Consider the following 11704-nt stretch of genomic DNA (forward strand, 5'->3'; position numbering starts at 1 on the left):
GGGCCACCGCCGTCCCACCCCGGCGACTTCGGAGGAATCATGCACGACAACGACGCGGTGACCGCCGCCCTGCACGAGGTCTGGGCGCAGGTCATGGGGGACCCGCCGGCCCTGGACGACCCGGCGGCCCGCTCCGGCTCCCTGTGGAACCTCGGACTGACGTCGGCAGGCTTCATCCAGCTGCTGGCCGCCGTGGAGGACGAGTTCGGCTTCGAGTGGGACCTCGACGACGACATCTCGTCCTTCGACGCCCTGGCCGCCCACGTCGCCGCGAAGGCACGGCGGCTGCCCGCCGTGCCGGGGGGCCGGTGATGGCCCGCCGCACGCCGGGCCACCTGGCGCTGCCCACGGCCCCGGCGCTCGCCGCCCGGCGGCACGGCCGCGTCCCGCTCCGGCTGGACCGGCCGCTGGACCTGTTCCCGGACGCCGGCACCGAACTGGACTACGTCACCTTCGCCGACCTGGTGGACCGCGCGGCCCGGCTGCTGGCCGCCGCGGGCGTCGCCCCGGGCGACCGGGTGATGGTGGTCAAGCGGCCCGGGTTCGACGTGCCGCTGCTGGCGTTCGCCTGCGCCCGGCTGGGCGCCGTACCGGTCCTGATCCACCCCACCGTGGGCCGGCACGAGCTGCCGGTGCTGGTGGAGCGGGCGCGGCCGGCGGTGATCGTCACCGACGCCCACGCCGACGGGCTCGGCGTCCTCGGCGAGCTGCCGGCCGACGGCCCGCGGCGCTGGTACGTCGGCCCCGGCGGCCGGCCGCTGACCGGCCTGACGCCCGGGGAGCTGCCCGAGGTGCCGGCGCCCGGGCCGGACACCGAGCAGCTGGTCACCCACACCTCGGGGACGACGGGCGTGCCGAAGCTGGTGCGGCAGACCGCGCGGACCTTCGCCGGGCAGGCCCGCCCGCAGACGGTCATCGGCCGGCTGCTGCGGGTGAAGGACCCCTACCTGGTGTGCATCTCGCCGGTGCACGTGCGGACCATGGCCGCGATCGTCTCGACGCTCGCGCTGGGGCTGCCGTTCGGCTTCATGACCGAACCGGACCCGCAGAACGCGGCCCGGATGCTGGAGCGGGTGCGGCCGGGGATCGTCGAGACGGTGCCCAACGCGTTCATCCGCTGGGAGGAGATCGCCGACGAGCAGCCCGAACTGCTGGCATCCGTGCGGATGTTCCTCAGCACCTTCGACGCCGCGCATCCGCGGACCATCCGGACGCTGCTCGGCGCGGGACGCCGGCACGCCCGCTACGTCCAGGTGTACGGGCAGTCGGAGACCGGGCCGGTGGCGATGAAGTTCTACCGGCGCCGGCGCGGCGGGCGGTGCGCCGACGGGCGGTGCGTGGGGCGGCCGCTGCCCGGCCAGTCCCAGGTCCGCGTGGCCGGCCTCGGCGGCGGCGCCGGCCCGGTCAGCCGGGGGACGCCGGGCGCCATCCTGGCGCGGACCTCCGCGGTCACCCCGTCCTACCTCGGCACCCCGGACCAGCGGATCGACGGCTGGTGGGCGATGGGCGACTTCGGGGCCGTCACGCGCCGGGGATGCCTGCACCTGTACGACCGGATCGTCGACCGGGAGCCCGGCGTGGACAGCCTGCTGGCGCTGGAGGACACGATCCTGGAGCGCGTGCCGGAGCTGACCGAGGCGGTGCTGATCCCCGTCCGGGAGGGCCCGCCGGTGCCGGTGGTGTGCACCCGCGGCGACCGCCCGCTGGACGCGCGGGCCTGGCGGGCGGCCGTCGCCGGGCTGCCGCCGGTCGCCGAGCCGGTCCGGCTGGCCTGGGACGACATCCCGCACACCGCGACCTGGAAGGTCAAGCGGGCCGAGGCGGCACGAGTGGTGGAAGGAGTGAGCGCCCATGACGTCGCACACCTCGGTCGCGGCTGACACCTGGCTCGGCGCCCTGGACCGGCTGCGCCGCGTCCCCGGGCCGTACTTCCGGGCGACCCTGGACGTCACCGAGGCCGCCAAGCAGCTCGGCGCGAGCGTCGAGACCGTCCACGCGCTGATCGACGCGGGGCTGCCCACCGAGGAACGGTGCGGCGGACCCCGGCTCGACTACCACGACGTCGCCAACCTCGGCCTCGCCGCCGGACTCGGCAGGTCCCTGGGCGAGCTGGCGGAGGGCCGGATGCTGCGGATGGCGGCCGGTGAGCCGGAAGGGTGGGTCAAGGAGCGCACCTGGCGGCTGCGGCTCACCGCGCCCTGCGACGCCGACGGCTGCCCGGGCGAACGCCCCACGGCCCCCGAACCGGAGCTGCTGGACGGCACCCTGCTCGACTTCGCCGACGCCGGTGACCACACCGTCGCCACCGTGGTCACCCGGGGCCTGCCCGACGCGCCCCGCACCGCCGCCGTGCGCGCGGTGTACGACGATCTGCTCGCCGAACTCGACGACGGCACGTACCAGTTCGGCTGGCTGCCGCACCGCCTGCGGGCGCTGCCGGCGACCGCGGCCGCGCACGGCATGGTCGACTGCCGGGTCGCCGCGTGGATCATGGAGCGGCGCGCCCGCGAGGCGGGCCTGACCGCCCGGGTCCGGGTCGGCTTCGTCCTCGGCCTGGTGGGCGTCGAGCACGCCTGGACCGAGGTGCTGGAAGGCGACCGCTGGCTGCCACTCGACCCGGTGCTCGCCTTCCTGGCCCGCCGGCACCGTACGAGCAACCCGGCGTTCACCGACTTCTGCCGGGGCTCCGTCCACAACCGGCTGCTCGCCTGGCCGGCCGCGGCCGACCGGCCCCTCGTCGCGCACGACTGCGCCTTCGGCGGCCGCGTGACGCTCGCCTGCAACCAACTCATGGGCCGCTAGGGCCTGTCGTCCGGCCGCAACGGTCCGGACGGCAGGGCCCGGCGCCCACCGACCCCTGAGAGGGTGCCATGCTCCACAAGCTCGCCGCCTTGGCAGTGGGCCGCCGCAAACTCGTCCTGGTGCTGACGCTGCTGTTCGTGGTCCTGGGCGGGGCGCTGGGCGGCGGCGTCGCCGGCAGACTGTCCGCGGGCGGCTACGAGGTCCCGGCCTCCGAGTCCACCCGGGCCGCCGACGCGGTCGCCGACCAGTTCGGCAGCGGTTCGCCGAACCTGGTGATACTCGTCCGCACCCCGGCCGGCATCGACGACCCGGCGACCACCCGCAAGGGCCTGGCGCTGACCGCGGCCCTGGCGAAGGAGCCGGGCGTGCGGCAGGCGGTGTCGTACTGGTCGCAGGACCGCGCCCCGCTGCTGCACAGCGAGAAGGGCGACTCGGCGCTGGTCCTGGCGCACCTGTCCGGCGACGAGGACCGGGTCGCCGACAGCCTGGAGGCGCTGCTGCCGCACTACGACAAGGGCTTCCAGGGCCTCGACCTGACCTTCGGCGGGCAGGCCGAGGCATACCGGGAGCTGACCGAGCAGACCCAGAAGGACCTCGCGCTCGCCGAGGCGCTGGTGCTGCCGCTGACGCTGCTGCTGCTCGTCCTGGTCTTCCGCGGAGTGATCGCCGCGCTGCTGCCGCTGGCCCTCGGCGTCGTCGCGGTCATGGGCACCCTCGCGGTGCTGCGCGTGCTGGTCGCCTTCACCGATGTGTCGGTGTTCGCGATGAACCTCACCACCGCGCTGGGTCTCGGACTCGGCATCGACTACGCCCTGTTCGTGGTCTCCCGCTTCCGGGAGGAGCTGCGCCGCGGCGCGCCGGTCCCGGACGCGCTGTCCACGACGCTGCGCACGGCCGGCCGTACCGTGCTGTTCTCGGCGCTGACGGTCGGGCTGTCGCTGTCGGCGCTGCTGATCTTCCCGATGTACTTCCTGCGGTCGTTCGCCTACGCGGGCATCGCGGTGGTCGCGTTCGCCGCGCTGGGCGCCCTGGTGGTGCTGCCCGCGCTGCTCGCGGTCATCGGGCACCGGGTGGACAAGTGGTCGTTCGGCCGGCGCCGCGCGTCCACGGCCGTGGACAGGGGGGACAGCGGGTTCTGGCACCGGCTCGCGACCCTGGTGATGCGCCGGCCGCTGCCGCTGGCCACGGCCGTCGTCGCCCTGATGGTGTTCCTGCTCACCCCGTTCTCCGGCATCAGCTTCGGCCTCGCCGACGAGCGCGGTCTGCCCGCCGACGCGCAGGCCCACCGGGTCGGCGACGTCATCACGCGGGACTACGCGGCCCAGGCGATGTCACCGATGCTGATCAAGGCCGACGGCGCCGCGAGCAGGGCGCGGGTCGCCGACTACACCGAGCGGCTGTCGAAGCTGCCCGACGTGGCCCGCGTCGACGGGCTGGCCGGCTCCTGGACCGACGGCCGTAAGGTCGCCGACGGGTCGGGCCCGCTGTACCGGCAGTTCGCCGGCGAGCACGGCACCTGGCTGCTGCTGGTGCCCGACGTCGACCCCTACAGCGACGCCGGGCAGCGCCTGGTGAGCGAGGTGCGGAAGACGCCGGCGCCGTTCGCGGTGCGGGTGGGCGGCACGGCGGCCTCGTTCAAGGACACCATGTCCGCGCTCGGCGACCGGCTGCCGTACGGCCTGCTGATCGTCGCGGTCAGCATGTTCGTGCTGCTGTTCCTGCTCAGCGGCAGTGTGCTGATGCCGCTGAAGGCGCTGGTGCTCAACCTGTTCAGCCTCACCGCGACGTTCGGCTCCATCGTGTGGGTCTTCCAGGACGGCCATCTGAAGTGGCTGGTCGGCGACTTCACCACCACCGGCACCACCGTCGCGACCAACCCGATCATGATGTTCTGCGTCGCGTTCGGGCTGTCCATGGACTACGAGGTCTTCCTGCTGTCGCGGATCAAGGAGGAGTACGAACTCACCGGCGACAACACCCGCGCCGTGGCCCGCGGCCTGGAGCGCACCGGCGGCCTGGTCACCGCGGCGGCCCTGCTGATGGCGCTGGTGTTCCTGTCCTTCCTGGTCTCCGGCATCACGTACATGAAGATGCTCGGCTTCGGTCTCGCCGTCGCCGTCCTGATGGACGCCACCCTCGTGCGCGGCGTGCTCGTCCCGGCGTTCATGCGGCTGGCCGGCCGCTTCAACTGGTGGGCCCCGGCCCCGCTGGCCCGCCTGCACCGGCGGATCGGACTGCGGGAGGGCGGCGAGGCGCCCGTACGCCGCCTCCAGGCGGTCCCGCGGCAGCCCGAGCCCGAGCCCGTGCGCCGCTGACCCCGCCCCCACTCCAACTCCGCCCCCGTCCCCAACCCGCCCTCGCCCCCCCGCCCTCACTCCACCCCCGTCCCCGCCCCGCCCCGTCCCGCCCCGCGAAAGGACCCCGCGATGAACGACGTCGCCTCCCCGGGCCGCCGGCTGCTGCTGGAACTCGTCGACGTGCCCGGCCTGTTCGACGAGCTGGCCGACGACGCCGACCTGCTGTCGGCCGGCATCAACTCCGGTGAGCTGATCCGGCTCGCGCTCGCCATCGAGGAGCGCACCGGCGTCGCCCTCGACGACGACGAGATCGCCGGCCTCTACACCATCGACGGCATCGACCGGGTGCTCAGGGCCGCGGGGGTGAGCGGCTGATGTGGCTGGCCCACGCGGTGCGCCGGCGCCGGCAGCTCGCCCCCGGCGCGCCCGCCCTCGCCGACGAGAACCGCACGCTGACCTGGCAGGAGCTGGACGACCGCACCGACGCCCTGGCCTGCGGGCTGCTGGACCTGGGCCTCACGCCCGGCGACCGGTTCGCGGTGGTCTCCCGCAACCGCCTGGAGGTCGTCGAGCTGTACGTCGCCGCCGCCAAGGCCGGTGTCGTGGTGTGCCCGGTCAACCCGACGTTCCCCGCCCCCGAGGTCGCGCACATCGTGGGCAACGCGGAGCCGGCCTGCGTGATCGCCGACCCGGCGGCCGCCGGCCGGCTCGGCGACGCCCTCGGCACGGGCACCCGGGTGCTGCTCGACTCCCCGCGGTTCGCCGCGCTGTACGACACTCCGCGGCGGGCGCTGCCGCTGCCGGACGCGGACGACGTCTTCGCCGTGGTGCACACCTCCGCGACCTCCGGACGCGCCAAGGGCGTCGCCCTCACCCACCGCGCGATCGCCGCGGGCTACACGGCGACGGTCGCCGACTTCGGCTTCAGCGCCGACGACGTCCTGCTGTACCCGTGCCCGCTGTTCCACGGCAGCATGGTGGTGGGCCTGGCGCTGCTCGCGGCGGGCGGAACCCTGGTGGTGCAGGGCGAGTTCACCCCGCAGCGGTTCCTCGCCAATGTCGAGCGGTTCGCGGTGACGACCGCCTTTCTCGTGCCGTCGATGATCCGCTTCGCCCTGCGGGCCAAGGCGTTCGCGGACACGGACCTCTCCAGCCTGCGCGAGGTGATCTTCGGCGGCGCGCCGATGCCGGAGCCGCTGCTGCGGGAGGCGCTGGAGCGGTTCGGCGTCCCGGTGCGCAACTCCTACGGCCTGTCCGAGGGCGGCCCGATCGCCACCGCCCAATACACCCTCGACGGGGACGCGCCGCTGACCTCGGCCGGCCGCATGCTGCCCGGCTGCCACATCGAGATCCTCGACGAGGACGGCTGCCCGGTGCCGTACGGGGAGACCGGGGAGGTCTGCGTCACGGGCGACGGCGTGATGCGCGGCTACTGGAACGACCCCGGGGCCACCGCGCGCAGCATCCGCGACGGCAGGCTGCGCACCGGCGACCTCGGATACATGGACCCCGAGGGCCTGATCCACCTGGTCGACCGGCGCGGCGACGTCATCGTCCGCGGCGGGCAGAACGTCTACCCGGCCGAGATCGAACGGGTCCTCGGCGAGGTGGCGGGCGTACGCGACGTGGCCGTGGTCGCCGCGCCGTCCGAGGAGTGGGGGCAGGTGCCGGTCGCGTTCGTGGTGGCGGACGGAGGACGGCGGCCGACGGTGCCCGAGCTGTTCGGCGCGTGCGCCGCCCAGCTCGGCAGCTACAAGCGGCCGGCCGCCGTGCACTTCGCCGAGGAGATCCCGCGCAACGCGGCCGGCAAGGTGCTGCGCCGGGTCCTCAAGGAGCGGCTGGCGGCGGCGGGAGCGGCGCGATGAGGGTCGCGTGCGTCGGCGGCGGACCCGCCGGGCTGTTCTTCGCGCTGCTGATGCGCCGGGCCGGCGACCACCAGGTGGACGTCTTCGAGCGGAGCGCGCCGGATGCCACGTTCGGCTTCGGGGTGGTCTTCTCCCGGCTGAGCCTGATGCGGCTGCGCCGTCTCGCGCCGGAGGTGGTGGCCGGCATCCTCGACGCCGGGGCCCGCTGGGACAACGTGGAGGTGCGGCGCGGCGGCGAGCGGGTCAGCGCCTCCGGGCACGGCTTCGCCGCCGTGGAACGCCGGGCGGTGCTCCGCCTGCTCCAGCGGCAGGCCGCCGCGGCCGGTGCCGGGCTGCACTTCCGGGCCGAGACCGATCCGGCGTCCCTGCTCGACCGGTACGACGTGGTCGTCGCGGCCGACGGGGCGGGCAGCCGCAGCCGCGGCGCCTTCGCCGAGGACCTGGGCGCGCGGGTGGGCGCGGGGGAGAGCCGGTACGCCTGGTTCGCCTCCGACCGGGTCTTCGAGGACATGACGTTCCTGTTCGCCGACAGCCCCTACGGCCCGGTCGCCGCCCACGCCTACCCGTACGCGCCGGACCGCTGCACCTTCCTGGTGGAGATGGACGCCTGGAGCTGGCGGCGGGCCGGCTTCACCGACGGGCACACCAAGCCCGCCGACTTCACCGACAAGCGGGCCATGGCCTTCGCCCGCGAGGTGTTCGCCGACCAGCTCGGCGGCGGACGGCTGTACGGCAACGGCTCGCGCTGGCTGCGCTTCCCGCAGGTGTCGGCCGCGCGCTGGCACCACAAGAACCTCGTCGGCATCGGCGACGCGGTGCACACCGCCCACTTCTCGATGGGCTCCGGCACGACGATGGCCCTGGAGGACGCGGCCGAACTGGTCGCCGCCCTCACCGCGGCCGGCCCGCTCGACGTGCCGGCCGCGCTCGCCGCGTACGAGGCGGTCCGGCGGCCGGTGGTGACCGGCGTCCAGGACGCGGCCTGGGCCAGCCGCCGCCTGTGGGAGGCGCCCGAGGCCCACCGGGGCGCCCCGCTGGACGCGCTGACGCTGCGCCTGCTCACCCGCGCGGGCCAGCTCTCGGTACGTCAGATCCAACGGCTCGACCGGGACTTCGCCTCGGGCGCGGGCGCCTCCTTCAGCGCGCTGCCCGGGGCGCCGGTGCGGCGGGTGGCCGAGCTGGCGGGGGCGCTGGTGGAGGTGGGTGCCGGGGACGGTGCCGAGGAACTGACGGCGCGGGTGAAGCGGCTGCGGCGCGCGGAAGTGGGGCTGCTGGTGCCGGCGCCGGGCGTGGACACCGCCGCCGTACGGCGACTGGCCGACGTCGTCCGCCGGGTCGCCCGCTCGGCCCCGGTGGACGTCGTCCTCGCGGCCCCGGGGCCGCACGGACCGGCGGAGAACCGCGTCGCGCAGATGGTCCTCGCCGAGGAACTGCACGCCACCGCGGGTATCCGCACCGGGTACGCCTGCCCGGACCGGGAACTGGAGTACGGCTGGACGCACGTGCAGGCGGGGCGCGCGGACGAGGTCTGGACGACCGACTGACCCACCGTCCGGCACGCCGGCCCCGGCACGGCGTACATCGCGTGCCGGCCATCTACCCGCCCCCGGCATCCCCGTACCACGATGTGGTGCGGGGCGCGGGCGTTTCACGTACTGGCGTACTGGCGTACTGGCGTACTGGCGTACCGGCACGGGGCCCGGGGTGTTCGCCGCGCGGTCGGCGGTCGGCGCCTCCCGGGGGGAGCCGGAAGATCGTCCACTGTTCTGTGTGTGAGGCGGGTTTCGCGGTCCGGTCGGCCGGGGGATCCGCCTCTCGGCGTGCCCGCTCCTGCGTGCCGGTTGCTGCTGCCCGTTCGAGGGTGTTCCCGCGGGCGTTCACGTCTCCGACAGCGCCGGCCGTACCACCTCCAGCATCCGCACCAGCCACTCCTGGGTCGACCGGCGGGAGGCGAACGGGCCGTCGCCGAAGGCGATCTCGGCGGGTGAGCGGCTCATCGACGTGGCGCCGACCACCAGGGACATCAGCAGACCGGTGGCCGGGCGGACGTCGACGCCGGACAGCAGGGAACCGTCCGCGCGGGCCCGCCGCAGGGCCCGGAACAGGGCGCCGAGCCAGTTGAGATGGCAGTGCAGCGAAGGGTCGTCGGGCGTCTCCAGCTCGTGCGCCAGGCGCGCCCCCGCGCGCACGACGGTGTCGCTCTGCAGCATCCGTACCAGGGCGTCGGCCATGTCGACCGCGATCTCGAAGCCCGGCCCCCGCTGATCCGCCAGGTCCGCCAGCACCGCGCCCGACACCCGGCACGCCTCGGCCTGGACGGCCCGCGCGAGGTCGGACTTGGCCGCGAAGTGGAAGGTCAGCGCCCCCTTGGTGACCTGGGCCCGTTCACTGATCGCCGACAGGGCGGCCCGCTCGTAGCCGACGTCGTCGAACACCGTCGAGGCGGCTCGGACCAGCCTGGCCCGGGTGCGCTCGGCCCGCTCCTGCTGCTTCATCACGACCAGCTCCTCGTTTGATCGTCAATACGACGACAGTAGAAACCGGGCGTGCGGTCTGTCAAAGGTCAGAGGCTGAATGGCTTGATCCATGACATTCTCCCCGTCGAATGACGCGAACCTGCGGGTTTTCCAGGCCGGTCGCGGGTCGCGGGGCCCTGACCTGGGGTCGTTGACAGACCGCGCGCCCGGTTTTTAATCTATGGCTTGTTCTTGAGCATTCAGGTGGCTGCACGACACGAAAACCGAAGGAGGACACCGTGAGCACTGCCGTCCTGAGGCCTGAAACATCTCCCGTGGAGGCCGGCCTGGCCGAGCTGACCGACCTGCTCTTCGCCTCGCTGCGGCGGCGGGACCAGCGGGACAAGGGAGCGAAGTACCTGCGCGGACTGCTGACGGCCAAGGGGCGCAAGTCGATCCGCAACATCGCCAGCGTCACCGGCGGTTCGGCCGCCGAGCAGAGCCTGCACCACTTCGTGTCCTGCTCCCCGTGGGAGTGGGCGCCGATGCGCCGGGCGCTGGCGGAGTACGTGCACAAGGCCGTGGAGCCGCAGGCCTGGGTGGTGCAGTCGGTGCAGATACCCAAGGTCGGCGAACACTCGGTCGGCGTGGGCCGGCATTTCGTCCCGCACCTCGGCCAGACCGTCAACGGCCAGCAGGCCTTCGGCCTGTGGCTGGCGGGCCAGCGGGTGAGTGCCCCGGTCAACTGGCGGATGTACCTGCCGGGTTCGTGGCTCGACGACTCCGACCGGCGGCGCCGGGCGGAGATCCCCGAGGAACTGCCCGAGGAGACGCTGGCGGCCTGCGCCGCGGCCGTCGTCCTGGAGGTCGCCGGATGGGGGCTGCCGGTGCGGCCGGTGGTGCTGGACGCCCGCTCCCCCCAGGTGCGGGGCGCGCTCGACACCTTCGCCGCGCTGGGCGTTCCCTTCCTGGCGCGGATCGACCCGGGCGACCGGCTGACCGTCGCGGACCCGGCCCTGCCGGGGCACGGCGCCGGGGCGCTGCCGGCGCAGCACATCATGCGGTCCGTCAGCGGGTTACGCCGTCCGGTCCGGTGGCTGGACCCGAGCGTGCCGACGCCGGCCGAGCGCACCTCGCTGGCGGCGGTGATGCGGGTGGGGCCGGCGCGCGAGCCGTACCGGGCCGCCGGCGCCGAGGCCGGGCGGGGGCCCATGCTGCTGCTCGGGGAGTGGCGCGATCCGCGGCGCCCGCCGGCCGAGCTGTGGCTGACCGGCATGGGAGCGGCGCCACCGGGCGCGCTGCTGCGCCTGGGCAAGCTGGTGCGCCGGGTCGCCCGCGACTACCGCGAGGTCGGTGAGCCCAGCGGGCTCAGCGAGTTCGCGGGACGTTCCTTCCACGGCTGGCACCGGCACGTCACGCTGGCCTCCGCGGCGCACGCCGCGGCCCTGCTGGGAGAGCGGCGGTGAGCCCGCTTCGGGCCGTGCCCGCGGTGCTGGTGCCCCGGGGGCTCGCCCTCCTGGCGGCGGGCCTGCCGACGGAGCCGCGGCCGGGTGCCTCAGCCGGTGCCGGCCGTGACCCCGGCGTCGGAGTCGGAGTCCTGGCCGGCGGTCCCGGCCTCGGTGTCCTGGCCGGCTGCCGCGGCGTCGGCGTCCCGGCGGGCGATCTGCTCGGCCGGGTCGGTGGCGCCCTCCGGGCGCAGCCGGGCGATGGTGGCCGGGTGGGCGATGGACGGCAGGATGTGACGCCACATGACGCCGACCCGTACCCGCAGGTCGGCCCGCCTGCTGACGGCCTCGGAGACCAGCTGCACCCCGGTGAAGGTGGCCACGACGAACTCGGCGGTCTCCCGTGGCTCCACCTGCGCCAGCACCTCGCCCTGTTCCTGTCCCTCGGCCAGCAGCCGCGTGGTGAGGTCGAACCAGTCGTCCCACGGATGGGTGCCGTGGAAGAACACGCCCTCGATGGACAGCCGGGTGCCCGCCCTGGCCAGGGAGTCGTGGCGCAGCACGTGCGCGAACTGGTGGGTGATGTCGATGACCGACTGCAGGGGCGACAGCTGCGGGGGGACGGTGACCAGGGAGGTCTGCCCGTCCATGATCGCCTGGGCGAGTGACTCCTTGGACGGGAAGTGGAAGTACATCGCGCCCTTGGTCACGTTCGCCCGCCGCAGGATCTCCGAGGTGGCCGCGCGTTCGTAGCCGTACTCGGCGAACACGCTCGCTGCGGCTTCCACGATCGAGCGCCGGGTCTGCACCGCGCGCGCCTGCTTGGCCATGTCTTCCCT

General features: G+C 74.5%; 10 protein-coding genes. 8 read left to right on the forward strand and 2 right to left on the reverse strand.

The window, feature by feature from the left end:
- Positions 1-39: 39 nt before the first annotated feature.
- The 7 genes from ACZ5GT_RS00365 (at position 40) to ACZ5GT_RS00395 (ending at position 8508) form a co-directional block, all read left to right on the forward strand.
- Positions 40-312, forward strand: coding sequence for an acyl carrier protein (locus ACZ5GT_RS00365; RefSeq protein WP_469011899.1), 273 nt, complete (start codon positions 40-42; stop codon positions 310-312).
- Positions 312-1880 carry an AMP-binding protein gene (locus ACZ5GT_RS00370; protein WP_469011901.1) on the forward strand — a complete coding sequence of 523 codons (1569 nt, stop codon included), beginning with the start codon at positions 312-314 and terminating at the stop codon, positions 1878-1880. The genes ACZ5GT_RS00365 and ACZ5GT_RS00370 overlap by 1 nt, the downstream gene beginning before the upstream one ends.
- Positions 1852-2802 (forward strand): transglutaminase-like domain-containing protein, encoded by a 951-nt coding sequence (locus tag ACZ5GT_RS00375; RefSeq protein WP_469011904.1) that lies wholly within the window; start codon positions 1852-1854, stop codon positions 2800-2802. The genes ACZ5GT_RS00370 and ACZ5GT_RS00375 overlap by 29 nt, the downstream gene beginning before the upstream one ends.
- Before the next feature lie 68 nt (positions 2803-2870).
- Positions 2871-5117 (forward strand): MMPL family transporter, encoded by a 2247-nt coding sequence (locus tag ACZ5GT_RS00380; RefSeq protein WP_469011907.1) that lies wholly within the window; start codon positions 2871-2873, stop codon positions 5115-5117.
- A 111-nt stretch (positions 5118-5228) separates the two neighbouring features.
- Positions 5229-5474 (forward strand): acyl carrier protein, encoded by a 246-nt coding sequence (locus ACZ5GT_RS00385; RefSeq protein ID WP_469011909.1) that lies wholly within the window; start codon positions 5229-5231, stop codon positions 5472-5474.
- Entirely contained in the window at positions 5474-6964 is a 1491-nt protein-coding gene (locus ACZ5GT_RS00390; RefSeq protein WP_469011911.1) for a class I adenylate-forming enzyme family protein, read from the forward strand. The genes ACZ5GT_RS00385 and ACZ5GT_RS00390 overlap by 1 nt, the downstream gene beginning before the upstream one ends.
- Entirely contained in the window at positions 6961-8508 is a 1548-nt protein-coding gene (locus ACZ5GT_RS00395; RefSeq protein WP_469011914.1) for an FAD-dependent monooxygenase, read from the forward strand. Before ACZ5GT_RS00390 ends, ACZ5GT_RS00395 begins: the two co-directional genes overlap by 4 nt.
- A 333-nt stretch (positions 8509-8841) precedes the next feature.
- Here ACZ5GT_RS00395 and ACZ5GT_RS00400 read toward each other — a convergent pair whose 3' ends face one another.
- Positions 8842-9459 carry a ScbR family autoregulator-binding transcription factor gene (locus ACZ5GT_RS00400; RefSeq protein ID WP_469012398.1) on the reverse strand — a complete coding sequence of 206 codons (618 nt, stop codon included), beginning with the start codon at positions 9457-9459 and terminating at the stop codon, positions 8842-8844.
- Positions 9460-9719: 260 nt separating this feature from the next.
- On the opposite strand from ACZ5GT_RS00400, the gene ACZ5GT_RS00405 reads away from it, so the two are divergent.
- The gene (locus ACZ5GT_RS00405) at positions 9720-10886 is read left to right on the forward strand and encodes an IS701 family transposase (RefSeq protein WP_469011916.1); all 1167 of its coding nucleotides are present in this window, start codon (positions 9720-9722) and stop codon (positions 10884-10886) included.
- Positions 10887-10975: 89 nt separating this feature from the next.
- Here ACZ5GT_RS00405 and ACZ5GT_RS00410 read toward each other — a convergent pair whose 3' ends face one another.
- On the reverse strand, positions 10976-11695 hold the full coding sequence (locus ACZ5GT_RS00410) for a ScbR family autoregulator-binding transcription factor (protein ID WP_469011920.1): 720 nt from the start codon (positions 11693-11695) through the stop codon (positions 10976-10978).
- Positions 11696-11704: the final 9 nt, after the last annotated feature.

This window comes from Streptomyces sp. NPDC031340 (genome assembly GCF_055569945.1).

What these genes read in the sequence shown, in the direction of transcription:
- ACZ5GT_RS00365 (WP_469011899.1), top strand. Translation starts at nt 40, where the DNA reads ATGCACGACAACGACGCGGTGACCGCCGCCCTGCACGAGGTCTGGGCG.
- ACZ5GT_RS00370 (WP_469011901.1), top strand. Translation starts at nt 312, where the DNA reads ATGGCCCGCCGCACGCCGGGCCACCTGGCGCTGCCCACGGCCCCGGCG.
- ACZ5GT_RS00375 (WP_469011904.1), top strand. Translation starts at nt 1,852, where the DNA reads ATGACGTCGCACACCTCGGTCGCGGCTGACACCTGGCTCGGCGCCCTG.
- ACZ5GT_RS00380 (WP_469011907.1), top strand. Translation starts at nt 2,871, where the DNA reads ATGCTCCACAAGCTCGCCGCCTTGGCAGTGGGCCGCCGCAAACTCGTC.
- ACZ5GT_RS00385 (WP_469011909.1), top strand. Translation starts at nt 5,229, where the DNA reads ATGAACGACGTCGCCTCCCCGGGCCGCCGGCTGCTGCTGGAACTCGTC.
- ACZ5GT_RS00390 (WP_469011911.1), top strand. Translation starts at nt 5,474, where the DNA reads ATGTGGCTGGCCCACGCGGTGCGCCGGCGCCGGCAGCTCGCCCCCGGC.
- ACZ5GT_RS00395 (WP_469011914.1), top strand. Translation starts at nt 6,961, where the DNA reads ATGAGGGTCGCGTGCGTCGGCGGCGGACCCGCCGGGCTGTTCTTCGCG.
- ACZ5GT_RS00400 (WP_469012398.1), bottom strand. Translation starts at nt 9,459, where the DNA reads ATGAAGCAGCAGGAGCGGGCCGAGCGCACCCGGGCCAGGCTGGTCCGA.
- ACZ5GT_RS00410 (WP_469011920.1), bottom strand. Translation starts at nt 11,695, where the DNA reads ATGGCCAAGCAGGCGCGCGCGGTGCAGACCCGGCGCTCGATCGTGGAA.